At 71.8% G+C, this 25,950-nt stretch carries 20 protein-coding genes; 11 read left to right on the top strand and 9 right to left on the bottom strand.

Translation table 11 applies throughout. The features are described from left to right. Positions 1 to 248: 248 nt before the first annotated feature. Together ACZ6TV_RS13830 and ACZ6TV_RS13825 are read left to right on the top strand one after the other, a co-directional pair. Positions 249 to 6,566 carry an RHS repeat-associated core domain-containing protein gene (locus tag ACZ6TV_RS13830; protein WP_465297502.1) on the top strand — a complete coding sequence of 2,106 codons (6,318 nt, stop codon included), beginning with the start codon at positions 249 to 251 and terminating at the stop codon, positions 6,564 to 6,566. Further along, complete coding sequence (locus ACZ6TV_RS13825; RefSeq protein ID WP_465297501.1) at positions 6,566 to 7,114, top strand: hypothetical protein; 549 nt, start codon at positions 6,566 to 6,568, stop codon at positions 7,112 to 7,114. The genes ACZ6TV_RS13830 and ACZ6TV_RS13825 overlap by 1 nt, the downstream gene beginning before the upstream one ends. Before the next feature lies 1 nt (position 7,115). Here the strand turns inward: ACZ6TV_RS13825 and ACZ6TV_RS13820 are convergent, their stop codons facing one another. The 5 genes from ACZ6TV_RS13820 to ACZ6TV_RS13800 form a co-directional block, all read right to left on the bottom strand. After that, on the bottom strand, positions 7,116 to 7,535 hold the full coding sequence (locus ACZ6TV_RS13820; RefSeq protein WP_465297500.1) for an SHOCT-like domain-containing protein: 420 nt from the start codon (positions 7,533 to 7,535) through the stop codon (positions 7,116 to 7,118). Positions 7,536 to 7,546: 11 nt separating this feature from the next. After that, the gene (locus ACZ6TV_RS13815) at positions 7,547 to 7,804 is read right to left on the bottom strand and encodes a hypothetical protein (RefSeq protein ID WP_465297499.1); all 258 of its coding nucleotides are present in this window, start codon (positions 7,802 to 7,804) and stop codon (positions 7,547 to 7,549) included. Then, positions 7,804 to 8,181, bottom strand: coding sequence for a DUF2089 domain-containing protein (locus ACZ6TV_RS13810; RefSeq protein WP_465297498.1), 378 nt, complete (start codon positions 8,179 to 8,181; stop codon positions 7,804 to 7,806). The genes ACZ6TV_RS13815 and ACZ6TV_RS13810 overlap by 1 nt, the downstream gene beginning before the upstream one ends. A 133-nt stretch (positions 8,182 to 8,314) precedes the next feature. Further along, positions 8,315 to 9,205 carry an SRPBCC domain-containing protein gene (locus tag ACZ6TV_RS13805; protein ID WP_465297497.1) on the bottom strand — a complete coding sequence of 297 codons (891 nt, stop codon included), beginning with the start codon at positions 9,203 to 9,205 and terminating at the stop codon, positions 8,315 to 8,317. Next, positions 9,202 to 9,774 (bottom strand): helix-turn-helix domain-containing protein, encoded by a 573-nt coding sequence (locus ACZ6TV_RS13800; RefSeq protein ID WP_465297496.1) that lies wholly within the window; start codon positions 9,772 to 9,774, stop codon positions 9,202 to 9,204. Before ACZ6TV_RS13800 ends, ACZ6TV_RS13805 begins: the two co-directional genes overlap by 4 nt. A 165-nt stretch (positions 9,775 to 9,939) precedes the next feature. Between ACZ6TV_RS13800 and ACZ6TV_RS13795 the strand changes: the two genes are divergently transcribed. Genes ACZ6TV_RS13795 through ACZ6TV_RS13785 form a run of 3 tightly spaced genes read left to right on the top strand, consistent with a single transcriptional unit; the run spans position 9,940 to position 12,402 of the window. Then, positions 9,940 to 10,761 (top strand): alpha/beta fold hydrolase, encoded by an 822-nt coding sequence (locus ACZ6TV_RS13795; protein ID WP_465297495.1) that lies wholly within the window; start codon positions 9,940 to 9,942, stop codon positions 10,759 to 10,761. A gap of 18 nt (positions 10,762 to 10,779) precedes the next feature. Continuing rightward, positions 10,780 to 11,604 carry an alpha/beta fold hydrolase gene (locus tag ACZ6TV_RS13790; protein WP_465297494.1) on the top strand — a complete coding sequence of 275 codons (825 nt, stop codon included), beginning with the start codon at positions 10,780 to 10,782 and terminating at the stop codon, positions 11,602 to 11,604. Between the two features lie 3 nt (positions 11,605 to 11,607). Beyond that, complete coding sequence (locus ACZ6TV_RS13785; RefSeq protein WP_465297493.1) at positions 11,608 to 12,402, top strand: alpha/beta hydrolase; 795 nt, start codon at positions 11,608 to 11,610, stop codon at positions 12,400 to 12,402. A 70-nt stretch (positions 12,403 to 12,472) separates the two neighbouring features. Here the strand turns inward: ACZ6TV_RS13785 and ACZ6TV_RS13780 are convergent, their stop codons facing one another. Continuing rightward, positions 12,473 to 13,084 carry a TetR/AcrR family transcriptional regulator gene (locus tag ACZ6TV_RS13780; protein WP_465297492.1) on the bottom strand — a complete coding sequence of 204 codons (612 nt, stop codon included), beginning with the start codon at positions 13,082 to 13,084 and terminating at the stop codon, positions 12,473 to 12,475. A gap of 61 nt (positions 13,085 to 13,145) precedes the next feature. On the opposite strand from ACZ6TV_RS13780, the gene ACZ6TV_RS13775 reads away from it, so the two are divergent. Both ACZ6TV_RS13775 and ACZ6TV_RS13770 read left to right on the top strand, forming a co-directional pair. Continuing rightward, the gene (locus ACZ6TV_RS13775) at positions 13,146 to 14,573 is read left to right on the top strand and encodes an MFS transporter (protein ID WP_465297491.1); all 1,428 of its coding nucleotides are present in this window, start codon (positions 13,146 to 13,148) and stop codon (positions 14,571 to 14,573) included. A 37-nt stretch (positions 14,574 to 14,610) separates the two neighbouring features. Further along, the gene (locus ACZ6TV_RS13770) at positions 14,611 to 16,815 is read left to right on the top strand and encodes an MMPL family transporter (protein WP_465297490.1); all 2,205 of its coding nucleotides are present in this window, start codon (positions 14,611 to 14,613) and stop codon (positions 16,813 to 16,815) included. A 7-nt stretch (positions 16,816 to 16,822) separates the two neighbouring features. Here ACZ6TV_RS13770 and ACZ6TV_RS13765 read toward each other — a convergent pair whose 3' ends face one another. Then, positions 16,823 to 17,296, bottom strand: a complete 474-nt coding sequence (locus ACZ6TV_RS13765) for a winged helix-turn-helix transcriptional regulator (RefSeq protein WP_465297489.1) — start codon at positions 17,294 to 17,296, stop codon at positions 16,823 to 16,825. A 75-nt stretch (positions 17,297 to 17,371) separates the two neighbouring features. Here ACZ6TV_RS13765 and ACZ6TV_RS13760 point away from each other — a divergent pair, with 75 nt between their 5' ends. Continuing rightward, on the top strand, positions 17,372 to 17,968 hold the full coding sequence (locus tag ACZ6TV_RS13760) for a dihydrofolate reductase family protein (protein WP_465297488.1): 597 nt from the start codon (positions 17,372 to 17,374) through the stop codon (positions 17,966 to 17,968). After that, positions 17,962 to 18,786, top strand: a complete 825-nt coding sequence (locus ACZ6TV_RS13755; RefSeq protein WP_465297487.1) for an MBL fold metallo-hydrolase — start codon at positions 17,962 to 17,964, stop codon at positions 18,784 to 18,786. Before ACZ6TV_RS13760 ends, ACZ6TV_RS13755 begins: the two co-directional genes overlap by 7 nt. Before the next feature lie 105 nt (positions 18,787 to 18,891). On the opposite strand, the gene ACZ6TV_RS13750 is transcribed toward ACZ6TV_RS13755, so the two are convergent. Further along, positions 18,892 to 19,467, bottom strand: a complete 576-nt coding sequence (locus ACZ6TV_RS13750) for a TerD family protein (RefSeq protein WP_465297486.1) — start codon at positions 19,465 to 19,467, stop codon at positions 18,892 to 18,894. A gap of 254 nt (positions 19,468 to 19,721) precedes the next feature. Here ACZ6TV_RS13750 and ACZ6TV_RS13745 point away from each other — a divergent pair, with 254 nt between their 5' ends. Both ACZ6TV_RS13745 and ACZ6TV_RS13740 read left to right on the top strand, forming a co-directional pair. Beyond that, positions 19,722 to 20,192 carry a 2'-5' RNA ligase family protein gene (locus ACZ6TV_RS13745; protein ID WP_465297485.1) on the top strand — a complete coding sequence of 157 codons (471 nt, stop codon included), beginning with the start codon at positions 19,722 to 19,724 and terminating at the stop codon, positions 20,190 to 20,192. 116 nt (positions 20,193 to 20,308) lie between these two features. Then, positions 20,309 to 20,923 (top strand): STAS domain-containing protein, encoded by a 615-nt coding sequence (locus ACZ6TV_RS13740; RefSeq protein ID WP_465297484.1) that lies wholly within the window; start codon positions 20,309 to 20,311, stop codon positions 20,921 to 20,923. A gap of 169 nt (positions 20,924 to 21,092) precedes the next feature. On the opposite strand, the gene ACZ6TV_RS13735 is transcribed toward ACZ6TV_RS13740, so the two are convergent. After that, a complete protein-coding gene (locus tag ACZ6TV_RS13735; protein ID WP_465297483.1) occupies positions 21,093 to 25,949 on the bottom strand; it encodes a DNA repair ATPase in 4,857 nt (1,618 codons plus the stop codon). Position 25,950 lies beyond the last annotated feature (1 nt).

The raw sequence follows: 25,950 nt of genomic DNA, 5'->3' as shown, positions 1-25,950 counted from the left end.
TTCCCCTCCCCCCCCCCCCCCCCCCCCCCCCCCACCCCCCCCCCCCCCCCCCCCCCCCCCCCCCCCCCCCCCGGCACGTCCCGGTCGGGCCGATACCGCGCATTTGTCCGGCAACTCGTGAATACCGACGGCCTGATCAATTTGCCCGGCGGGATCACAGGGCACCGAACCCGCTGCTACGTTCCATCGACTTATTCGCACGCTTCAACGGGGGACGCGTGGATGGATTCCGGCTGGACCGTGCACGGGTGCGCAGGCCGCGCCCTGCCATGATGGCGCTGATCGTCGCCCTGGCCGCGACGGGCGGCGTCGCGGTGCTCGCCGCGCCGGCCGCGCTGCGGCTCGCCGGGCCACCGGCGACCAGCGACCGGGGCGCCGTGTCAGGGGTGTTCGACCTGCCGAAACGGTTCCAGCCGGGGGTGGACGCGGCGACCGGCAGCTACGTGCCGACGGCCACCGTGTGGCCCGCGCCGGTCAGCGTCACGGTCCCGGTCGGTGAGGCCCGGGCCCGCGCGGCCGGGGCGCCGGTGTGGGTGCAGGCACCGGCCGGTGCCGCGCACCCGGACACCGTGCAGGTCGGGGTCCTGGACCGGGACCGGGCCACCTCGCTGGACATCCCGGGTCTGCTGCTCACCGTCGGGCACGGGGCAGGTTCCGCCGGCACCGCGCTGGTCGGCGTCGACTACAGCGGCTTCGCCCAGGCGTACGGCGGCAACTACGGCTCCCGGCTGCGCCTGGTCGAGCTGCCCGGGTGCGCGCTGCGGACCCCGGCCGTCGAGTCGTGCCGGCAGGGCACCGCCCTCGACTCACGCAACGACCCGGCGCGGCGGATCGTGACCGCCCCGGTGAGCGTCGGCCGGGACGCCCCGGTGCTGCTGGCCCTCACCAGCGACCCGGCGCAGGGCGGCGGTGACGGCGGCACGTTCAGCGCCACCGAGCTCAAGCCGGCCGGGTCGTGGACGGCCGGGACCAGCACCGGTTCGTTCAGCTACACGTACCCGGTCACGGTGCCGCCGGCGCCGTCCAGCCTGGTGCCGACCGTGAACCTCGCGTACGACTCGGGCGGTGTCGACGGCACGACCGCCTCGACGCAGGCGCAGGCGTCCTGGGCCGGTGACGGGTGGAACACCCCGTCCTCCTACATCGAGCAGTCGTTCACCGCGTGCTCGGAGAAGCCCGGTGGCACCGCCGCGCCGGTCCCGATCGTCGACCAGTGCTACGCCGGACCCGTGCTGACGATGTCGCTCAACGGCTCGTCGACGGCGCTGGTGTGGGACGGCACCAAGTTCAAGCCGCAGCAGGACAACGGCGAGGTCGTCACCAGGGTGCAGAACTCGGGCAACGGCACCGGCACGTACAACACCGACTACTGGACCGTCACCCGGCGCGACGGCACCGTGTTCTCCTTCGGCCGCAACCAGCTGCCCGGCTGGAGCTCCGGCAAGACGGTGACGAACTCCGTGGACTCGCAGCCGGTCTTCGCCGCGCACGCCGGCGAGCCCTGCTACAACGCGACGTTTCAGAACTCGTGGTGCACGATGGCGTACCGGTGGAACCTCGACTACGTCAAGGACCCGCACGGCAACGCGATGGCGTACTACTACGCGCAGGACAAGAACTTCTACGGCCGGTACAACGGCGCCACCGACACCGAGTACGTGCTCCACAGCCACGTCGATCACATCGACTACGGCTTCACCGACGGCAACGCCTACGGCACCGTGCCCAACAAGGTGCTGTTCGGCACCGGGCCGCGCTGCCTCGCCGGCACCTGCACCCCGCTCAACGCCACCACCAAGGCCAACTGGCCGGACGTGCCCTACGACCTGGTCTGCGCCGCCGGGCAGAACTGCGCGCCGGTGAGCCCGTCGTACTTCTCCACCGTCCGGCTCACGTCGATCACCACCCAGCAGTACTCGGCGGCGAACGGCGGATATCTCGACGTCGACTCGTACGCGCTCACCCAGACCCTGCCGTCGACCGGTGACGCGCTGTCGCCGACGCTGTGGCTGCAGTCGATCGTCCACACCGGACACGACACCACCGCGGGCGGGACCGCGGCCATCGCCGAGCCGGAGATGAGGTTCGGCGCCACGCCGCTGGCCAACCGCGTGGACACCACGAACCTGCAGAGCTACTACCGGTTCCGGATCGGGTCGATCACCACCGAGACGGGTTCGGTGATCACCCCGACGTACGCGCTGGTCAACCCGTGCACGGCGCCGGTGACCACGCCGGCGGCCACGAACACCTCGTCGTGCTACCCGGTGCGGTGGACCCCGCCGGGCTACACCGACCCGATCACCGACTGGTTCAACAAGTACGCCGTGACGAAGGTGACCCAGACGGACCCGACCGGGTTGTCGCCCGCGAAGACGGTCGCCTACCGCTTCGCCGGCGGCGCCGCGTGGCACTACGACGACATCGAGCTGGTGCCCGCCAAGCACCGCAGCTACGGGCAGTTCCGCGGCTACGCGAAGGTGACGACGCTGACCGGTGACGGGGTCAACGACCCGCGGACCGCCTCGGACACCACCTACTACCGCGGCATGTCGAACAACAACAACAGCGTCGCGGTGACCCTGACCGACTCGGTCGGCGGCACCCACGACGACGCGAACCAGCTGGCCGGCAAGGCGTTGGAGACCACGGCGTACCTCGGCGACACGGGTCCGGTCGACAACACCACCATCACGTCCTACTGGGTCTCGGCCGCCACCGCCAGCCGGTCCAGGACCGGGCTGCCCGCGCTGACCGCGAACTGGACCGCGGCCGCCGAGACGTACGACCGGCAGGCCGTCACCGGGTCCGGTGCGACCACCTGGCGGGTGACCGAGATCGACAACACCTACGACGCGACGGTCACCAGCCCGACCGTCGGGCTGCTGAAGCACACGTACTCGCACACCGTCCCGGCGAACGCGGCCTACGACCGGTGCACCAGCCTCGGCTACGCGCCGGTCAACACCACGCTGAACATCGTCGGCCTGGTCGCCTCGTCGGAGACCGTGTCCGTCGCCTGCGGCGGGTTCACCCAGGACGCCCAGCCGTCCCGGCCGGCGGCGCTGAACACCCTGACCGCGCCCGCGTCGGTCAGCCGGCCGGCACAGGTCGTCGACGCCACCCGCACCTACTACGACGACCACGCGTTCGACCTGACGTTCCCGCAGCCGGCCGCGCCGAGCAAGGGCAACGTCACGATGATGCGCGCCGCGGCCGACCACACCGCGGGCGCCTACGTCTACGAGACGACGGGGCGCACCAGGTACGACGGCCGCGGGCGGGTCGTGGAGTCCTACGACGCCAACGGCAACCGCACCACCGCCGGCTACACCGCCGACGCCGCCGGCCTCACCGTCGGCCAGGTCAGCACCAACGCGCTGAACCAGACCACCACGACCGTCATCGACCCGCTGCGCGGGCTCCCGGTGTCCACCACGGACCCGAACGCCGTGGTGACCACCCAGCAGTACGACGCGCTCGGCCGGCTGTCCGCGGTCTGGCTCGCGTCCCGCCCGACGAGCGCACCGGCCAACCATCTCTTCACGTACCAGTTGTCCAACACCGGGCCGACCGCCGTGACGAGCAAACGGATGAACGACTCGCTCGGCTACGTCACCAACACCGTCATCTACGACGCGCTGCTGCGCGAGCGGCAGAGCCAGGCCACCACCCCGAAGTCGGGCCGGATGGTCCTGGACACGTTCTACAACAGCCGCGGCGAGGTCAGCGCCAGGAACAACGGCTGGTGGGACAAGGACAACCTGCCCGGCACCACGATCGTGTCGGCGGTCAACCTCGGCGCGCAGGTGCCGAACCAGACGCAGTTCACCTACGACGGCCTCGGCCGCGCCGTCCGCGAGGTCAAAGCCAAGGACGGCGTGGCGCAGACGACCACGACGACCGTCTACAACGGCGACCGCACGACGGTGATCCCACCGACCGGCGGGGTCGCCAAGACCACCCGGACCGACCCACTGGGTCGCACCGTCGCGCTGGACGAGTACACGAGCGCGCCGACGCTCAACACGCCGGCGAACACGACCACCGGCATCTGGTCCGTCACCGGCGGCACGGTCATCACCACCGGGTACGGCTTCGACGGGCACGGCAACCTGTCCACCGTCACCGCACCCGACACGAAGGTCTGGACCAGCACCTTCGACCTGCGGGGCAGGATCACGAAGAAGGTCGACCCGGACGCCGGGACCAGCAACATGAAGTACGACCTGAACGGCAACACCACCCAGGTGATCGACGCCCGGCTCAAGGCGGTGTCGTTCGAGTACGACGCGCTGAACCGCAAGACGGGGCAGTGGGCGGCCGAGCTGACCGCCCGCACCACCACGAACCAGCTCGGCAAGTGGGTGTACGACAACTCCGACAACGTCGTGCCCGGCATGCCCCGGCCCGTCGGGCACGTCACCACCTCCACCGCCTACTGGGGCGGCGCCGCTTACGTCCGGCAGGCCAAGGGCTTCACCGTCTTCGGCAAGTCGACCGGCGAGACGATCACCATCCCGTCCGCGACCGAGGGCACCCAGCTCGGGCTCACCTACACGTACCTGCACCAGTACACGGCGAACACCGGGCTGCTGCTGCGGGACGTCTACACCGCGCACGGCGGGCTGCCGGCCGAGACCGTCAACCACGGGTACTCCGGCGTGCTCGACCTGCCGAACACGCTCGGCGGGCTCACCGGGTACAGCGACGGGACGACCTACGACGAGTTCGGTCAGGTCAGCCAGGCCACCCTGAACGCCGCGCCGAACCAGGCGTTCGTCACCAACACGTGGGACCAGCACACCGGGCGGCTCAACGGGCAGAAGGTGACCCGCACGAACGGGTCCGCCACCACCGACGTCGACCTGCAGGCGTTCACCTACGACCCGGCGGGGAACCTCACCCGGCAGGTCAGCACCCGCCTCGGCGCCTCCTCCCCCAGCGAGACGCAGTGCTTCAGGTATGACGCCCTCGCCCGGCTCACCGGCGCGTGGACGGCCACCGACAACTGTGCCGTGGCGCCGACCCCGGGCAACCGGAGCATGGTCGGCAACCCGCTCGGCGCCTCCAGCGTGTACTGGACGACGTGGGCCGTCGACAACGTCGGCGACCGCACGAACCAGACGCAGTACGCGATCGGCGGCGGGTCCGACGTGTCGACGGGCTACACCTACAACGGCAACGGGACCGGGCAGCCGCACACGCTGACGTCGACGAGCGCGTCGACCAGTTACCAGTACGACGCGGCGGGCAACATGACGAACCGCAACGCCGGCCAGGGCGCCCAGGTCCTCGCGTGGGACGACGCCGGGCGGCTCACCGGGATCACCGGCGGCACCGCCGGGCCCAGCACGATGCGCTACGACGCCGACGGCGGGCTGCTGGTGCAGCGAGACCCCGGCAAGACCACCCTGTACCTGCCGGGCGAGCAGCTCACCCTGGACACCGCGACGTCGGCCGTCACCGGCACCCGCTACTACCCGCTGCCCGGCGGCGGCTGCGCGGTCCGGACCGGCACGGCCACCTCCGCCTACACGTACCAGCTCGGCGACGAGCACGGCACGCCACGGCTCTACCTGGACAGCACGGCGCAGACACCGACGTGGAAGCTGAGCACGCCGTACGGCTCGGACCGAGGCGCGGCGGTGACCGCACCGGACAACCACGGCTTCCTGAACCGGCCGCGCAGCACCGCCACCGGTCTCACGGTGCTCGGCGCCCGCAGCTACGACCCGGCGACCGGCCGCTTCGTCAGCATCGACCCGGTGCTGTCCACCGGCGACCCGCAGCAGCTCAACGGGTACAGCTACGCCGGCAACAACCCGACGAGCAGCTCCGATCCCGACGGCCTGTGCCAGAAGCTCGACGACCCGAACGGTCCGTGCTCCGACAACAAGAAGGCTGTGGAGAACTACAGCGGCCAGCCGAAGAAGAAGCCCGAAGGCGCCAAGTTCTGCGTCGCCACCATCACCAACCTGTGCAGCAAGAGCGCCTTCAAGCCGCAGGGCGACCATTCGTGCCAGACGATGTGGGTCGAGTACATGTGCCTGCCGAAGAACGCGCCGCAGCTGCGGGCGGCGAACCTCACCAACGGCGCCGACACCCTGGCGATGTCGTCGGCGATCGCGGCCGGTGGAAGCTGCCGGCTCATGGAGGTGCAGATCATCTGTTTCGGCGTCGACAGGCTCTACCATCCTGAGGTGCCGATCGAATGGGAGCTCGAGGACGGCCACCCCATGACGGTCGGCGACGTCGTGCTGTGGAAGGGCACGCAGGCGGAATGGGACCAGCGGGTCGCCGGTGACAAACAGGCGAAGGACGACCTGGCGGCCGCGCACGGTGCGGACATCGCCGACAAGTACGGGCGCGACATCAAGCGGCACGAGGCCGTTCACTCGGATCAGTGGGCCGAGCACGACAACTGGAAGGACTTCTTCTTCCCCTATCAGGCGGAGAACATCAGGTCGCGGGCGCTGACCGGGACGTGGTCGCACGCCAACGAGTACGAGCAGAAGGCCAACCTGTACTGGGGCGGCTACAAGACCTGGGAACCGCCGAACTGATGACCGGGCGCATCCTGTCCTCCCGCGGGCCCGTCCGCCTGGCCGTCATCGCGACGGTCGCGGCGGCCGGGCTCGCGGCGTGCACCCTGAAGGCCACCGAGGGCCCGGACCGCTCGCTGATCGGGATCTCCCGCTCGGAGTCCGGCACCCCGGCGGTCGAGGTGCGGCACTGCGCGGGGAGCCGCACCCAGTTCATCGCGGTGAAGCCGCAGTCCTCGTCCGCCGCAGAACCGTCGCAGGGCGACTTCAGCCGCTACCTGTGGTTCATCCGCAACGACTCCGACAAGCGCACCGGCTACACCGTCGAGTTCGGCGCGGTCCCGGCCGGCTGGCGTGGCGAGCGGTCGGGTCCGGTCACGCTGGCGCCGGCGGTCGAATACTTCCTCAACGTCTACGGAGCGCCGCAGCCGTCGGTCACCATCACCTTCACCGGGGACGCCGTCGACGCGCTGGAGCCCGACCAGGTGCTGACCGTCGGGAAGAACGACCTCACCGGTGTGGTGATGTCCCGCGCAGACTTCGAGGCGGACGCCAAGCGCCGCTGCTGAGTCACTCGCAGAAGACGCGGACGGTGGTGTCGGGCTGGTCGACGTCGACGGTCATCTCGTCGAGGTGCTCGATGAGCTGCTCCAGCTGCTCGGGCTTGAGCTGGGTGAGGTCGAACGGCATGCCCGACTTCGCCAGTTCGGCGTTGGCCCGCTCGAGGGCCGGCGGCGGGATGAGGGCGACGAGCTTGACGCCGGCGCGCAGCAGTTGCAGGGGGACCCGGACGTTGACCCGGCCGGGCTCGCCCGCGTCGCGGGAGTCGACCAGCACGCGCAGGTATTTGGCCTTGCCCTTCTTGGTGTCGAAGGCGGGGGCGGCCGGCGGCTGCTCGCGCTCGAGGGCGGCGATGAGCTGCTCCGCCTCGTCGGCGGTGATCTTGCCGGCGCCGAGCATGCCGAGGATGTCCTTGCGTTGTTCGTTCATCGGAGGGTCTCCTATCGGACGGCGATGAGCACGCCCGTGCCGCCCAGATCGATGTCGATCAGGGTGCCGGGCAGTGCGAAGGCGATGCGCCAGGCGGTGCCGAAGGCGAGCGGCACGTCGACGCGGAACACGAGGCAGGCCACGAACGCGGCCAGTGCCACCAGCAGCCACAGCGGGAAGAGCAGGATCAGGACCGGCAGGACCGGGATCCACAGTCGCAGGGGGCGGCCGTCCGGGCGGTCGACCCGCACGGTCACCAGCTGCGGCATCACGTGCGGCCGTCCAGCTCGGACAGTGCCTGCTGGGCGGTGATCTCACCGCGGCGCAGGCGGTCGATGACGTCGGCGCTGGACGGTGCGGGGTCGGTCTCGACGAATTCGAGCGCGGCGGTGATCCGGTTGAGCCGGGCCTTGATCGTGGGATAGCTGACGCCGAAGATGCGCTCCATCTCCTTGATGGAGCCGTGGCAGCGCACGAACGCGGTGACGAAGACCTGGTCCTCGACGTTGAGCTGGGCGAGCTGCGGCAGCTCGAACACGCCCTCGACCGCGACGCCGTTGTCGGCGAGCCGCACCCGCTCCACGACGAACGGCCGGCCCCGGGTGAGGTTGGTGAGCTCCTGCCAGTCCATCGCGCGTTCGGTCATGCTTAAGTTGTACCGACGCAAACCTCAACTTTCAAGATGTCGATCTTAATTTTGTTGAACCCGGACTTGAACCCGACACAATAAGGCGCCCCGGCTGCAATGAGCCGGGGCGCCAGGGTGCGGACGGGTGCCGTCAGGCGTCGTAGACGAACATCTCGGCGGGGACACCCGGGGCCTCGATCAGCCGCCAGATCGAGCGCCAATGCGGCAGCTCGTGGTAGCGGCGCAGGGCGGCGACGCCGGCGAGCCAGCCGGCCCAGCCCGCATACGGCGGGTTCTCCGGGTCGAAGCCGCTCTGCACGAACGTGAGCCGGGTCTTGCCCTCGGAGCCTTCCAGCTCCCAGCTGGACGTGAAGCCGTCGGCGAACCGCAGCGTCGCCTTGCGGCCCGGCTCGAACTCGGCGTACTTCATGCCGCCGGGGTCCACGTCGAAGCCGCCCATCGCATACCGGCCGCCGACGTAGGGCTCGATGTCCACGTGGACGCCGGACCACCTGCGGACGTGCTCGCCCTTGGTGAGCGACTCGAACACCGCTTCCGGCGTGGCGTCGATGACCACGGAGCCGCTCAGGTCGGTCGACGTGTAGTCGGGCCTCGGCGTCAGGTCACGGTCGGCGAGGTGGTCGGCGAGGTTCGCGATGGCGAGGGTCCAGAACGTCTGCAGCTCGCCGCGCGGCCCGGCCTTGTCGGACAGGATCTCGTCGAAGGTCGGCAGGTCGCTCTGCGTCAGGGCGAGCAGCGCGCCGGCCTCGTCGTCGGTCACGGTGATCTCGACCGTGGTGTCGACGCCGCCGACGGTCCAGCCCAGGCGCAGCTCGCGCGGGCCGGCGCGCAGGACGCGCTGGTGCGGCTCGGCGCCGTCGGGTGTGTCGCGGCCCCAGAACTCATACCGGTCAGGCAGCGCCACCTCGGCGTGCTCGGCCAGCCAGGCCCGCAACGCCTTCGCCTCGGTCAGCGCGGCGAACACGGTCTCCGGCGGCGCGGGCATGACCGCCAGCAGGCGCATGTCATTGGACTCGGTCACGGTGCATCTCCTTCGGTGGCGGTGGTCTGTGCGGGGTAGCAGGCGACGGCCAGCCGGAACGCGTCGCCCTCGGCGCCGCCGTAGCGGGTGAACAGGTCCTGCAGCACGTGCTGCAGCTCCTCGAGGAACGCCGCGCGCTGCCCGGGCCGGACCCGGATGTCGCCGGACACGCCGATCGAGGGCAGGTCCGGGCGGGCGAGGTCGAGCGCGGCGACGTCGGCCTGCACGTCCTCCATCAGGTCCAGCAGGTGGCCGAGGCTGAGCCGGTCACGGGTCTGGCGCAGCCCGATGCGGCCCACGAGGCGCGGCGACAGCCAGTAGGACCGGGCGGCCGCCTGGTAGATCCCCTCGTGGATGCCGCGCACCCGGCGCTCGCTGACCTGGCGCACCAGGTCCGCTTCGACCAGGCGTTTGACGTGGTAGTAGACCCGCTGCGGGGTCTGGTCGAGCTCGGCCGCCACCTCGGTGCACGACCGGGGCACGGCGAGCTGCCGCAGCACTTCGATCCGCTGCGGCTTGAGCAGCGCCTCGGCCTGCTCAATCTGGTCCAGGTACACGACATCTCTCATGGCAAACACAGTTTTTACGTACAACAGAATTTTGTCAATAGCGCCGCCGCTCGACTGCGTCGGCATTCGCAGTCATCTGACTCACGACTGCGCCGGTACGGCGTCCGTAGCGTCCCTGGCACACCAGCAACGCCTCTCCCCCGAACGCTTCGAAAGGGATGCACCATGCCCAATGCCACCCGCCGCACGGTCCTTGCCGGGTCCGCCGCGGTCATCGCCGCCGGGGTCGTCACCACCGCGGCCGCCGCACCCGCGAGCGCCCACGGCAGCCCGGGCGCGAAGCCGACCGTCGTGCTCGTGCACGGCGCGTTCGCGGACGCCTCCGGCTGGAACGACGTGATCCGCCGGCTGATCCGCGACGGCTATCCGGTCCTGGCGCCGGCGAACCCGTTGCGCGGCGTCGACTCCGACTCCGCGTACCTGGCCGGCATCCTGGCGACCGTCGCCGGACCGGTCGTGCTCGTCGGTCACTCGTACGGCGGCGTCGTCATCACCAACGCGGCCACCGGCAACCCGAACGTGAAGGCGCTCGTCTACGTCGCCGCGTTCGCGCCGGACGCCGGGGACACCGTGCTCGGGCTGCAGACGCGGTTCCCCGGCAGCAAGCTCGGCCAGCCCCAGCTGGACCTGCGGCCGTACGCGCTGCCGGACGGCAGCCTCAGCTACGACGGCTACGTCAAGCAGGACGTGTTCCGCGACATCTTCGCCGGTGACCTGCCCCGCTCGACCACCGCGATCATGGCCGCGACGCAGCGGCCCGGCGACGTGCACACGCTGCAGCAGCCGTCGGGTGCGCCGGCGTGGAAGCAGATCCGGTCGTGGTTCCTCGTCGCCCGCGACGACAACCTGATCCCCGCGGCCGCGCAGCGGTTCATGGCGCAGCGGGCCGGCGCCCGCGTCGTGGAGGCCCGCGCCTCGCACGTCGCCATGATGACGCACCCGCAGCTGACCGCTGACCTCATCACGCTCGCCGCCCGCAGCGCCTGAACGAGAACGGACCTCACCATGCCTTACGTCACCACGCCCGACGGCACCGAGATCTTCTACAAGGACTGGGGCACCGGCCGGCCCGTCGTCCTGTCGCACGGCTGGCCGCTGAACTCCGACAGCTGGGAGGCGCAGCAGCTGTTCCTGGCCGCCAACGGCTACCGGGCCATCGCCCACGACCGCCGCGGCCACGGACGGTCGACGCAGACCTGGCACGGCAACGAGATGGACACCTACGCCGACGACCTCGCCGCGCTCATCGAGCACCTCGACCTGCGCGACGCCACCCTCGTCGGGTTCTCCACGGGCGGCGGCGAGGTCGCCCGGTACATCGGCCGCCACGGCACGGACAGGATCGCCCAGGCGGTGCTCGTCTCGGCCGTGCCGCCGCTGATGGTGCGCCGCGACGACAACCCCGGCGGGGTGCCGGTCGAGGTGTTCGACGGGATCCGCGCCGGCTCCGCCGCCGACCGTTCACAGCTGTACCGGGACCTCGCCGACGGGCCGTTCTTCGGCGACAACCGGCCCGGCGCGAGCGTGTCGCAGGGCATCCGCGACGCATTCTGGCTGCAGTCGATGGCCGCCGGGCACCGCAACGCCTACGAGTCGATCGCCGCGTTCTCGGCCACCGACTTCCGCGCCGACCTCGCCAGGTTCGACGTGCCGACGCTCGTCGTGCACGGCGACGACGACCAGGTCGTGCCGTTCGAGGTCGGCGGCAAGGCGTCCGCGGCCCTCATCAAGGGCGCCCGGCTGATCGTCTACCCCGGCGCGCCGCACGGCATCACCGACACCCACAAGGACCGGCTGGGTGCGGACCTCCTCGACTTCCTGAAGGGCTGAGACATGGCACCGGACACGATCGTCCTCGTCCACGGCTTCTGGGTCACACCCCGCAGCTGGGAGCACTGGATCACGCACTACGAGCAGAAGGGCTTCCGGGTCCTGGCGCCCGGCTACCCCGGCTTCGAGGTGGAGGTCGAGGCGCTCAACGCCAACCCCGACGTCATCACCGCGCTCACCGTCCCGGCGATCATCGAGCACCTCGAGTCGGTGATCCGGCCGCTGCCGACGCCGCCGATCATCATGGGGCACTCCGCCGGTGGCGCGTTCACCCAGATCCTGCTCGACCACGGGTTCGGCGCCTCGGCCGTGGCGCTGAACTCCGCACCGACCGAAGGCGTGCACGTGGTGCCGTTCTCGCAGGTGAAATCGACGCTGCCGGTGCTGCGGTCACCCGCGAACCGGCACCGGTCCATCGGCCTGACCCTGGACGAGTGGAAGTACGCGTTCACCAACACGTTCAGCGACGAGGAGGCGAAGGCGCTGTACGAGCGCTACCACATCCCGGCCAACGGCGGCATCCTGTGGGGCAGCGTCCTGGCCAACTTCCAGCCCGGTCACCAGGACACCTGGGTCGACTACCGCAACGACGACCGGGCGCCGCTGCTGTTCATCTCCGGCGGCGAGGACCACATCATGCCGCCGGCGGTGCAGCGCTCCAACGTCAAGCACTACAGGTCCGCCACCGTCACCGAACACGTCGAGTACGACGGCTACGCGCACCTGCTCCCGGCACAGAAGGGCTGGGAGGAGATCGCCGACTTCGCCCTGGACTGGGCCCTGCGCCACGCGCGGTGACGGCACTGATTCCCTGAGGGCCGCCCCGCTGCGGGGCGGCCCTCAGCCGGCACGGGGCGGCACGGGTCCGTCAGGTGAGCCAGCGGTCCAGCTCGGTGAGGACGTGCTCGATCCGCGGGTGCAGGGCGTCGACGATCTCGGCCGGGGTCTGGCCGTCGCGGGTCCTGTGCCCCGTCTCGCCGATGACGATCCTGAAGACGCCCGCGAGGGCGATGCCCTGCAGGCGGGCGACCTCGGGCGGGACCGGGCTCGTCTCGGCGACGGCGGCCGCCAGCGACGTGGCGAGGCGGTCCATCAGGTCCAGCGCGAGGCGGTGCACGGCGGGGCTGATCGCGGCGAGATAGCCGAGGGTGCCGCGGGCCAGGTCCGGGGGCATGTCGCGGATCGCCGACACCGTCTCCAGGACGAAGCCGCGGATGGCGGCGGCCGGGGTGGTCCCCGCCGGGCGGGCCCGGATCAGGTCGCCGAGCTGGTCCTGCACCTGCTGCTCGCGGTCGGTGACCAGGTGCTCCTTGGTCGGGAAGTAGTTGTAGAGCGTCTGCTCCGCCACCTCGGCCGCGCGGGCGACCTCGCTGACCGTGACCTGCTCATAGCCGCGCTCGGCGAACAGCCGGGCCGCGGTGTCGGCGATCAGGCGGCGGGTGCGCGCCTTCTTCAGGTCACGGAGTCCGGTGCCAGCCACCCGTCCAGTGTAGCAGGCCACATTTTTGGAGCATGCTCTAAATATCGCGTACGCTCTAGACATGCCGACGACCCTGCGGAGCTCCTGGATCGCCCTGACCGGGCTGTCCGCGGTGTTCCTCTTCGAGATGCTCGACAACTCGATCCTCAACGTCGCGCTGCCGAGCATCGGCCGCGACCTGTCCGCGTCCACCACCGCGCTGCAGTGGGTGACCAGTGCCTACGCCGTCGTGTTCGGCGGGCTGATGCTGGCCTTCGGCGCGTTCGCCGACCGGTTCGGCCGGCGCCGGGTCATGCTCACCGGCCTGGTGCTGCTCGGCCTGGCCAGCCTCGCCACCCTGTTCGTCACCACCGCGGGGCAGCTCATCGCCGTCCGTGCGGTCATGGGCGTCGCGGCGGCGATGACCACGCCCGGGTCCGTCGCCCTCGCGTTCCGGCTGTTCGACGACGACGGGCTGCGCGTCCGCGCGATGACCCTGATCTCGACCGTCGGCCTGGTCGGGCTCGCCGCCGGGCCGACCCTGGGCGGCCTGGTGCTCGCCGTCGCGCCGTGGCAGGTGCTGCTGCTGGCGAACGCGCCGATCGCCGTGCTCGCCATCGCCGGTGTACGGGCGGGCATCGCCGCCGACGATCCCGGCGAGCTGCACCGCGACCCCGTCGACGTCGCCGGCGCGGTGCTCGGCACGGCGACGATCGTCCTCGCGCTCGTCGCGCCGACCCTGTTCGTGAGCGGGGGCGCGCGGGCCGGCTGGGCGGCGACCGCCGCGGCCGTCGCGGCGGCGGCCCTCTTCGTCCTGCGCGAGCGCACCGCGCGGCACCCGATGCTCGACCTGAAGCTCGTCGCCCGCCCGCTGGTGTCCAGCGGCCTGGCGTACAAGGCCGCCGCCGGGCTGGCGACCGCCGGACTCGGGTACATGGTGACCCTGCAGCTCCAGCTCGACTGGGGCTGGTCGCCCGCGCTCGCGGCCGTCGGCATGCTGCCGCAGGTCGTCGTCCTCATCGGCGGGGCCGTGTTCGTCGACCCGTTCGTGCGGTGGGCCGGTCTCGAGCGCGCCGCGTGGGTCAGCGCCGCGACGGTCGTCGCCGGGCTCGGCGTGTACGGGCTGCTGCACAGCTTCGGCTACGTGTGGGTGGCCGTCGCGCTGGTGCTCGTCGCGGCCGGGATGCGCGTGGTCGGGGTCGTCGCCGGGGTCAACGTGATGCGCGGCCTGCCGGCGCACCGGACCACGACCGGCGCGGCGCTCGTCGACACCGCCACGCAGGTCACCTCCGGTGCCGGCATCGCCGTCACGGGCACCGTCCTGGCCGCGCTCTTCACCGGCACCATCGCCACGTCCCACTGGAGCCCGCGGCAGACCGCGCAGTTCGAGCAGGCGGTCACCACCGCCGGTCTCACGCTCACGGCCCTGGCCGCGGTGCTCGTCGGATGGGCCGTCCTGCGCATGCGGTTCGCCGGTTCCGGCCCTGCTCAGGGCCGGGAAGCCATATGATCAACATTCCCCGCCGCCCTCTCGAAGGAGCAGGCGCATGGCAACGACGTTGTACCGTCTCGGAGCCTTCGCGGCCCGCCGCTGCTGGATCGTGCTCGGCGTCTGGACGGCGATCCTGGTCGCCATCGGCATCTCCGCGACCGTCCTGGCGAAGCCGACCACGTCGGCGATCACGATCCCCGGCACGGAGTCGCAGCGGGCGATCGAACTGCTCGCCACGAAGTTCCCCGGCACCGGCGGCGCCAGCGCCCGCATCGTCGTCGCCGCCCCGCGCGGGCACACCCTGGACGAGGCCGCCTACACCACCCGCGCCGCCGAGGCCCTCGCCGCGCTGGCGAAAGCACCGCAGGTCATCGCGGTCACCGGGTTCACGCAGGCGACGCTCAGCGCCGACAAGCGGATCGCGTTCGCCGACGTCCAGTACGCCGTGCCGGTCTCCGAGATCACCCAGGAGTCCAAGGACGCGCTGCAGAAGATCGCCGGACCGGCCCGCGCCGCGGGGCTGCAGGTCGAGTTCTCCGGCGGTGTCATCTCCACCACCGAGGCGCACGGCGCCAGCAGTGAGCTGTACGGCGTCATCATCGCCTATCTCGTCCTCGCGCTGACCCTCGGCGGTCTCGTCGTGGCCGGCATGCCGCTGCTCAACGCGCTCGTCGGGGTCGCCGTCGGCATGCTCGGCATCCAGGTCGTGACCGGGTTCGTCGAGCTGAACTCGACCGCGCCGGCCCTCGCCACCATGCTGGGCCTGGCCGTCGGCATCGACTACGCCCTGTTCATCGTCGCCCGGCACCGCCAGCAGCTCCGCGAGGGCATGCCCGTGCGCGAGTCGATCGCCACCGCCACGGCCACCGCCGGCTCCGCCGTCGTCTTCGCCGGCCTCACCGTGATCATCGCCCTGTGCGGGCTGGCCGTCGCGGGCATCCCGTTCCTCACCGTGATGGGCCTGTGCGCCGCGGCGACCGTCGCCGTCACCGTCGTGCTCGCCGTCACGCTCACCCCCGCGGTCCTCGCCGTCGCGGGCACCCGGATGAGCCGCAGCCGCATCGCGTACCTCAACCGCCGCGCCGAGCCGAAGCCGGACCCGTTCGGGGCGCGGTGGGCGCGGATCGTCACCGCCCGCCCGTGGCTGACCGTCGTGGCGTGCCTGGCCGTTGTCGGTGCGATGGCGCTGCCGGTGCTCGACATGCGGCTCGGGCTGCCGTCGGACGGCACGAAGTCGACCGGCACCACCGAACGCCGCGCCTACGACCTGCTCGCGAAGGGGTTCGGCGCCGGGTTCAACGCCCCGCTCACGCTCGTGCTGTACGGGCCGGGCCGCACCGACATGAAGAGCGTCGGCGAGCAGGCCGCCCCGCTGCTGCGGGCCGACGCCGACGTCGCCGTCGCCGTGCCCGCGGCCACCAACCAGGCCGGCGACGTGGTGATCCTGTCGGTCATCCCGAAGTCCGGCCCCGACACGGAGCAGACGAAGGACCTCGTCCGGCGCATCCGGGCCGCCGGCGAGCAGGCGAAGCAGCAGGCCGGGATCATCGCTTACGTCACCGGCACCACCGCGGTCAACAACGACGTCTCCGACAAGCTCAGCGCCGCGCTGGCCCCCTTCCTGGCGCTCATCGTGGTGCTCGCACTGCTGCTGTTGCTGCTGGTGTTCCGCTCGGTCCTCGTGCCCGTCAAGGCGGTCGTGGGGTTCCTGCTGTCGCTGGGCGCCTCGATGGGCATGGCCACGTTCGTGTTCCAGCAGGGGCACCTCGGCGGACTGTTCGGGGTGCGGGCGCCCGGACCGATCCTGAGCTTCCTGCCGGTCCTCGTCATCGGCATCCTCTTCGGGCTGGCCATGGACTACGAGGTGTTCCTCGTGTCCCGGGTGAAGGAGGCCTTCACCCACCACGGCGACGCCCGCCGCGCGATCGCCGACGGCATGCGCGACAGCGCCCGCGTCGTCACCGCCGCCGGGCTCATCATGGCCGCGGTGTTCACCGCGTTCATCTTCGGCGGCGACGTCATCATCAAGGCGATCGGGCTGTCCCTCGCCGTCGGGGTCGTCGTGGACGCCTTCATCGTCCGCATGACCCTCGTCCCGGCGGTCCTGCACATCCTCGGCCGCAGCGCGTGGTGGCTCCCCCGCGCCCTGCAGCGCGTCCTGCCGAACGTCGACGTCGAGGGCGCCACCCTGGTCAGACCGCCCGCCCTGCCCGCACCGGACGCCGCGCCGCGCACCGTCCGGGCCGGCGCCGGCCGGTGACACGGCCTCAGGCCGGCCGGGCGGCGGCGAGGCGCTCGAAGGGTCCCGGTCCCGGGCGCGGCTTCGGCGGTGCGTCCAGGTGCCGCTCGCGCAGCTCGGCCATGAGCTCATCGACGAACGCCGGGCCCTGATCGCGCAGATACCGCTGCCGGTCGCCGAGGTCGCCGCCGTCCGGGCGCCAGTCGAGGCCCCAGTTGCCGAGGGCGCAGATGATCGGCAGGGTCTGGATGCCGGCCTCGGTGAGGCTGTAGCGGGCACGCTGCCCCCGGGCTCCGGCGCCGCGGGTGAGGAGCCCCGCCTCGACGAGGCGCACGAGGCGGTCGGCGAGGATGTTCGAGGCGATGCCCTCGACCGACCCGGTGAGCAGCACCCGGAAGTAGCGGCGGTCGCCGAAGATGACGTCGCGCAGCACGAGCAACGACCAGCGATCGCCGAGCACCTCGACGGCCGCGGTGACCGGCGACCCGGACCGTGGTTCCACCACTCCTCCTTGACAGGCATTTCGCCCTCAATATAGTGGTTGCAGAACGCAACCACTAGGGGGGTGAGGCCGAGGATGGGCCGCTTCGTCTATTCGATGAACGTGTCGCTCGACCTGCGGATCGAGCAGGTCCCCGGGGACAACGGCGCCGGCGAGTGGCTGCGCATCGACGAGGAGCTGCACCGCGCGGCCAACGCGCTGGCGCGGACGGTCGCGCTCATGGTCCACGGCCGGGTCTTTTACGAGACCATGGAGGAGCACTGGCCGACGACGCACGAGGACGCGTCGCTGCCGGACTTCATGCATGAGTACGGCGAGCTGTGGACCGCCAAGCCCAAGGTGCTCGTCTCCCGCACCCGCCACAGCGCCGGTCACAACACCCGGGTCATCGGCGGCGACGACGCGATCGGGCAGCTCGCCGCCCTGCGGGCGGAGACCGACGGCCTCATCAGCGTGGGCGGCGCGACGCTCGCGACGCAGCTGCTGCGGGCGGGGCTGCTCGACGAGCTGCTGCTCTGGACCCACCCGGCGATCCTCGGCTTCGGCCGGCCGCTCTTCGACGACTACGACATGCCGATCGACCTCGACCTGCTCGAGCAGCGATCATTCAAACAGGGGGTCACGATGCACCACTACGCCATCCGCGACGCCGGCGAGGCGGTCCCGTGCTGACGCAGGTCGCCGACGGCGTGTTCGTCCACGAGAGCGAGTTCATCAAGAGCAACGCCGTCGTCGTGCAGGGCGGCGCCGGCGTGCTGCTCATCGACCCCGGGGTGCAGGAGCACGAGATGGCCTGCCTGGCCGATGACCTGTCCCGGCTGGGCCAGACCGTCGTGGCCGGCTTCTCGACCCATCCGCACTGGGATCACGTGCTCTGGCACGCCCGGTTCGGCGCGCCTCCCCGCTATGGCACCGCCCGCTGCGTGGCCGCCGTCCGGGAGGAGCTGGCCGACCCGGACGCGAAGGCCCGCATCACCGAGCACCTGGAGCCGACCGGCATCGCCGACCAGGTCCCCCTGGATCTTTACGGTCTCGTCACCGCCCTGCCGGCCGGGACGACGCGGATCCCGTGGGACGGCCCCGCGGTCCGGATCATCGAGCACCGCGCGCACGCGCCGGGCCACGCGGCGCTGCTCGTCGAGGGACGCGGGGTGCTCGTCGCCGGCGACATGCTCTCCGACGTCCTGATCCCGATGTTCGGCCTGGGCGAGACCGCCGACCCGATCGAGGACTATCTCGCGGCGCTGCGGCTGCTGGAGGGCGTGGCGGGCGAGGTCGGCGTCGTCGTCCCCGGCCACGGGTCGGTCGGCGGGGCCGGTCAGGCAACCGCGCGGATCGAGCTGGACCGGGCCTACGTGCTCGCACTGCGCGACGGCCGGGCGCCCAGCGACCCGCGGATCGGCCCGTCGGCGAAGCCCGGCTGGGAGTGGGTCAGCGACGTGCACGACGGGCAGGCCCAGGGCCTCGCCAGGAGTCACGGACGCGGTTGACCCTTGCCGGAAACGGGGGGGGTGAGCGGTCATCGCGACTCGGTGGTGAGCGACGACCGGCGGGCCCGACGCGTTGTGCGCGGGCCCGCCGTCATCGGTTGTTCATCAGACGTTGACGCCGTAATCCTTCGCGATGCCCGCGAGGCCCGAGGCGTAGCCCTGGCCGACGGCGCGGAACTTCCACTCCGCACCGTTGCGGTACAGCTCGCCGAAGACCAGCGCGGTCTCCGTCGAGTAGTCCTCGGTGAGGTCGTAGCGGGTGAGCTCGTTGTTGTCGGCGGCGTTGACCACGCGGATGAAGGCGTTGGTGATCTGGCCGAACGACTGGCCACGGGCGTCGGCGTCGTGGATCGACACCGGGAAGACGATCTTGTCGACCTCGGGGGCCACGCCCGCCAGGTTGACCTTGATCATCTCGTCGTCGCCCTCGCCCTCACCGGTGAGGTTGTCACCGGTGTGCTCGACCGTGCCGTCGGGCGACTTGAGGTTGTTGAAGAACACGAAGTGCTGGTCGCTGAGCACCTTGCCGTCGGCGCCGAGCAGCAGAGCGCTGGCGTCGAGGTCGAAGTCCGCGCCGGTGGTGGTGCGGACGTCCCAGCCGAGGCCGACGTTGACCGCGGTCAGGCCAGGCGCGGCCTTGGTCAGGCTGACATTGCCGCCCTTGGTGAGGCTGACTCCCATGCATACCCTCCAGGTAGATGACTGGGCACGGGTGTGCTCCAGCTACGAGTTTGCTTGATCGGCGCTACAGGATGACGCCGAACGCTCTCGGCGATGGTCAACTCTGCCCCCATCGTGCCCCGTCACCCTGGACGTTCGCTGTGAGGCGCGCCGCCCGGTCAATTGGCACTCTATCGAAGCGCGCGCCGCGCCGGTCGCAGCGTCCGGGTTTCACCCCGCACGGCGACGGTGCGCGGTCTGGTAGGCCTGTTGACGTGCACACCGTCGAACTGTTGCTGGACGAGCGCCTCGAGTCCGGCGTCCGCGCGCTGTGGTCCCGGTTGCGCGACGCCGGCCTGCCGAGCCTGGCCACGCACCGCCACCCGACGAACCGGCCGCACCTGACCCTGCTGACCGCCGCCTCACTGGCCGGGCTGGCCTCGCCGCCGTTGCCGCTGGCGGTGGAGTTGGGCGCGGCACGCATGCTCGGCAGGGCCCTGGTGCTCGAGGTGCTGGACCCTGACCCGCTGCGGGCCGCACACCTGCGGGCGTGGTCGTCGCTGCCCGGGACCGACCGGTGGCCCCCGCCGCAGGACTGGGTGCCGCACGTGAGCCTCGCCCTCAACGTGCCCGAGGACCGGCGCGCGGCGGCGCTGCGGACGCTCGCGGACGTGCCGCCGGCCCACGGGCAGTTCACCGCGGCGCGCAGCTACGACACCCGGACACGGACCGTCGTGGATCTGTGAGCACCCGGCACCCGCGACGGCCGGCATCGTCATGGAACTGTCATATGTTCGCGGAACAGCTGCCATGCCGTGCCCGCAGGGTGGAGCCAGTCCGCACATCCGATCGGGGGCCCTCGATGACCGCGCTGCTCAGCCTCGACAGCAGGAACTTCACGCTGGCCTGCGACGGATGCGGCCAGCTGGTCACGAACCTCGCCCCGACGATGGGTGACTGGGCCGTCGCCTGGAGCCTGTTCAGCCAGGACGGCTGGACCGGCGACGACCTCGCGACCGGGCCGCACGCCTGCGGCCGGTGCACGCGGACGTCGCCGCCGCCGCGGATGGTCGAGCAGGCGCTGACGCGCGAGCGCACGACCCCCACCGCGCGGGAGTCGCGCCGTCTCAGCGTCACCCACGTCGGGGACGTCGCCGTGGTGACCCTGACCGGCAACCCGGACCTGCTGGTCAACTCCCGCCTGCGCGATCTCGTCCTGGACCTGCGCGGCCGGGCGCGGCGCCTCGCCGTCGACGTCACCGGGGTGTCCCGGCTGGACTCCGGCGCCTTCGACGTGCTGGTCGAGGCGCACCGCCAGCCGATCGCCGTGTGCCTCGTCGGCCCGGCACCGCAGGTCCAGGACGCGCTGCGCCTGCTGAGCCTCGACGGGCTGTTCCCGACGTTCCGGACACTGCCGGAGGCGCTGACCGGCGATCCGGCCGGCGCCACCGCACCACCCACGGCGGACGTGCTGTAGCCCGCACCACCTACGGCGGACGTGCTTGCCGCCCGCACCGTCCGCGGGGGACCTGCTTGCAGTCCACACCACCCACGGCGGACGCGCTTGCCGCCCGCACCGTCCACGGCGGACGCGCTTGCCGCCCGCCCGCCCCACGCCGTGACGCGTGCCGGCCGGAGCGCTCGCGTCACCGCGCGATCGTGGCGCGGTCGATCGCGGACTCGACGCCGCCGACCCGGTCCGCCAGAAGACCGACCGCTGCCACCGCACGGGTCAGCGGGTCGTCCTCCCGCCCGCCGAGCGCCAGCCGCCGCAGATAGCCGGCCTTCACCTCGGCCCATCGGCGCGTCTCGTCCTCGCTCAGCCGGCCGCGCAGCTCGGCGAGCTTGAGCAGGTTCGCCTCGGCGCCGTCGGTGAGGGTCTGCGCCTCGCCGGCGTAGTGGTCGTCGATCAGCGACTCCAGCTCGTCGTCGTTCATGACGGGCACGATCCGCTCCGCGAGCTTGTTCATGTTGCGGTACGAACCCTGCAGCCGGAACGGTGGTTCGGTGCGCGACGCGTCCGCCTGCGCCGCCGAGGCCATGTAGGCGCGGTTGCTCGCCAGTACCACCTCCTGGACCCGCAGCAGGTGGCGCAGCACCGCCAGGATCTGCTCAAGCTCGGCCCGCGCATAGGGGTGCTCCAGCTGGTCGGTGCGCACCCGCTCGTCGCCGCGGGCGAGCCGCAGCAGCAGCTCGACGTCGCCCGGGGCGCGCGTGGACAGCGGCGCCAGGACGGGGTTGGCGGTGAGCGCGTTCTCGATGAAGCTCAGCGCGAACAGCTCCTCCCTGCCGGACAGGACGTCGCCGAGGTTCCACACGTCGGCGCGGTTGGCCAGCATGTCCGGCACCTGGAAGCGGTGCCCCGACTCGGTGAACGGGTTGCCGGCCATGCACACCGCGAAGCGCTTGCCGCGCAGGTCGTAGGTGCGGGTGCGGCCGTTCCAGGCGCCTTCCATCCTGCGCTGCGCGTCGCACAGCGAGATGAACTGCTGCAGCAGCTCCGGCGAGACGTGCTGGATGTCGTCGACGTACAGCAGGACGTTGGTGCCCATCTCCAGGGCGAAGGAGATCTTCTCGACCTCCTGCCGGGCCGTGGCGTTGGGCGCCTCGGCGGGATCGACGGACGTGACACCACGGCCGAGCGCCGGTCCGTTGACCTTGACGAGGACCAGGCCGAGCCGGTTCGCGACGTACTCCATGAGGGTCGTCTTGCCGTAGCCGGGCGGTGAGATGAGCAGCAGCAGGCCCATCTGGGCGCCGGACTCGCCGAGCTGCCGGGCGAGGTTGTCGCCGATCAGCGGCAGGTACACCTGGTCGACCAGCTGGTTGCGGACGAAGCCGCTCATCACCTTCGGCGTGTACTCGCCCAGCCGCAGCCGGTCCCGTTCGGCGGCGACGAGTTCGGCGCGGCGGCGCTGGTACGCCCGGAACGCCGGCATCCGCTCGGTGCGCATGGCGCGGGTCCGGGTCAGCAGGTCGTCGAGGCGTACGTGCAGCGTCCGTCCGGCGATGCGCGGGTGCGTGCCGAGAAGCCCCGGCACGTCGGCGGTCAGCGGCGCGGCGCAGTCGTAGCGCGGCAGCCGCGGGTCGCACACCTCGACGGCCACGGCCTCGGCCAGGTCCTCGGCGGTGAAGGATCGCTCCGCGGCGAAGGACGTCAGCCACGCCTCGACCAGCTGGTGGCGGGCGGCGAGGTCGTCGCCGAGCGCGCGTAGGTCTGCCTCGTAGGCCTGCCGGTCGCCGGCCAGCGCGGCCCGGAACGCGGCGACGACGGCCCGCGCGGCGGCGCTGGTGACGAACCCGTCCGGCGCGGTGGCCAGCTCCTCGAACAGGTACTCCCCCGCCAGGTCCGCGGCACCGGCGGACAGGGGCAGGCCGTTGGCCGCGTGGAACTCCGCGATCGACGTGGCGAGCTCGGCGGACAGGTCCCCGATCGCGGCGGGGGCGCCGAACAGGGCGCGGGCCCGGGCGAGCGAGGCCACCCGCCGCACGAGGGACGCGTCCTGCGACCACGACAGCTGCGCCGCCGACCGCGCCGCCGGTGGGAACCGCAGCAGCCCGGCGCCGGCGTGCAGGCGCAGCAACGCGTCGAGGATCAGGGCGGTGTCGTGGTCGTGCACGCCCCGCTCGTAGCCTTCGTCGAGGCGTTGCTCCGCCGCGCGGCGCACCACGTCGAGCAGGTCACCGCCGAGCAACGTCTTCGGGTCGGTCTCGGCGAGCAGTACCGACGCCAGATGCTCGGCGCGGTAGACCTCGGGCGACTCCGACGGCAGCGGCTGCTCCCAGAACGACCGGGCGGCGTCGATGACGTCGTCGTGGACGGCGCACCGGTAGTCGGTGCCGGTGACGGCGAAGGTCAGCCGGCCGTCGTGCGGGACGAGCGTGAGGTCGACCGGCTGGGTGTTGACCGTGAACCGGTGCCGGCCGAGGCGGATCGTGCCGCCGCCGTCGGTGAATAGGTCGAGCCGGTCCCGCAGCGCCCGGCCGGCCTCCAGGCGGGCCGCCCTGATCCTGCCCCTCAGCTCGTCGGCGCGCACCTGGTCGTCCAGGGCGCGCAGGTCGTCTGCGATGCCGTGCAGCTTCGTCGCCATCGGGTCGGAGGCGAAGTACGTGTTGACCGCGTCCAGCGAGTCGAGGGTCGCGGCCCGCCGGGCGACGCTGCCCAGGATGCGTTCGGCGGAGCCGGCGAGCCGGTCGGCCCGCCGGGACCGCTCGTCCAGCAGTGCCTGTTTGCGGGCCGTGAACGCCTCGTACACCTCGGACCGCTTCGTGGCGAGCTGGTCGAGGAAGTCGTCGAACTCGCCGAACCTCGACTCCAGCTGCTCCAGCCGCAGCAGCAGCCGGCCGAGCTGTTCGTCGCAGCGTTGCGGGTTGTCGGCGGCGGCGAGCGCCCCGGTGACCGCCTGGCCGAGCAGGCTCGCCTCGGCCGCGAACTCGCCGCGTCCTTCGCGCTCCAGCAGGTCGCGGCGGCGGCCGTCGAGGACGGCCCGGGCCCGGTTGACGGCGCCGAGCACCGCGGCGACCCCTTCCAGGATGCCGATGCGCACGGTGGTGTCGGCGATGTCCAGGGAGCCGACCACCTCGGTGAGCACCCGCAGGCCGTCGGCCTGCTCGGCGAGACGCTCCCGCACCGGTGCCGCCTCGGCGGCGGTGGCGATGGCCGCGGCCTCGGCGGCGAGCCGCTCGATCTCGGTGTGGTGGTCGTCGAAGGCGTCGTCGCGGCGCAGGAAGTCGACGGCCCGGTGCGCGGCGGCGGCGAGCTCGGCGGTGAGGATCCCGTCGAGCTCGTCGACGCGCCCGGTGTCGACGTAGCGGACCTCGCGCAGCGTCACGAGCCTGCCCTGCGCGTGGCGCAGCTCGGTGAGCCGGCGCACCCACGCGTCGGCGTCGGCCGGGGTCTCGCCCCGCGAGCGGCGCACCAGCGACCCGATGCCGTCGGCGGCGGCGCGCAGCTCGGCGGCGGCCCGATCGGTGAGGGCGCGGACCTTCTCGTGCTCCTCGAGCACCGCGGCGGCGCCCGCCCGCACCTCGGCGAGGGGACCGAGCAGGTCGCCGACCTCCTCCTCGCCCAGCCAGTGGTGGTGGTCGGCGAGCCGCACGCACGCGGCGACGATCGCCTCGAACACCGGCCCGGCCGGGGCCATCTCCTCGACCATGCGCGCCACCGACAGGCAGTCGGAGATCCCGCGCACGAGGTCGGCGTTGCCGATCCGCTCCAGCGCCCCGCCGCCGGCCGGCCGGGCCGCGGCGTGCGCGTCGGAGCAGAACGGCGTCTGCCAGATCTGCATCGTGTGGACCCGGGCCGGGGTGTCGGACAGCGCGCGGAACAGCACCAGGGTGCCGTCGTCGAACAGCGAGTAGCCGTGACAGGTCATGGGGTTCGCGACCGTCTTGCGAATCACGTTGTACGGCAGCAGCAGCGACCGTCCCTCTTCCCTGGCGTGGAAGACGTACAGGACGTCCTCGCCGTTGGTCGAGCGGATCACCCGTTCGAACTCCAGGTCGGTCACGTCGGTGTCGAAGGTCTTCGTGACGCCGGTGTCCAGGTGGTACCCGCCGGGGAAGACGATGCCGTGGTCCTCGGGCAGCCGCAGGCAGGCCTGGCCGATGCCGTCCAGGCGCACGACGTCCCTGGTCCGTGTGTTGAACACGAGGTAGCGGGTGACGGTCTCCTTGTACGGCAGGATCCGCAGCAGGATGAGCGCGCCGACGCGGGCGTAGGCGATGTCGGCGTCGGCGAGGCTCTGCAGCGGCTCGTCGACCGGCTCCGCGTAGATGCCCTCGCCGGTCTCGGTGTTGTTCTCCAGTTTGACGGTGAGGTCACCGCCGACCGTCTCGACGAAGACCTCGTCCTCGATGGAGACGTGCGGGTGCCGGCCGAGCACGTGGTGCTCCCGCGTGGTCTGCACCCACGCGAAGTCGTGGGTGGCGGGGAACGTGTCGTCGCGCTCGCCCCGGTTGTCCAGGTAGGTGACCGTCCCGCCGGTGTCGACCCGCCAGCGCAGCACCCGGGTGTCGTCGACCCGCGGGCCGGTCTGGAACACCGCGAGGAGCCGGCCGTCGAGGCGGCGCAGCCGCATCAGCCGGGTCTGCTGGTAGTAGCGGTACAGCTCGCTGAAGTCGCGCTGGAACTGCGGGTCGCTCAGCAGAGCGTCGCGGGGCCGCTCGTCGAACCGGGCCGTGTCGCCGTCGCGGGCGAAGCCGTGCACGGAGAAGACGTCCTCGACCGTGGTCTCCGACTTGAGGCCGATGAACACGTTGTACCCGAAGAGCAGCAGCCCGCCGACGGACACGATGTCGCGGGGCACGCAGTGGTTGCCGGTGCGGATCTGTTCGCTGCCGAGCAGCCGCATCCCGGCGCTGCCGAACGCCTCGACCCGGCGGTGGTTGAGCAGGTCGGCCCTGCGGGTGAGCTCGGCGGCCTGGCCGGCCAGCCGGGCGCGGAGCACCTCGTAGGTGCCCGCGTCCAGGCCGGCCGGTGCCGTGTCGGTCCGCTGCGCCACG

The sequence above is a fragment of the Dactylosporangium sp. NPDC051087 genome (assembly GCF_055586325.1).
The sequence above is the reverse complement of the archived record's forward strand: the minus strand, read 5'-3'. Positions and strand labels throughout refer to the sequence as shown.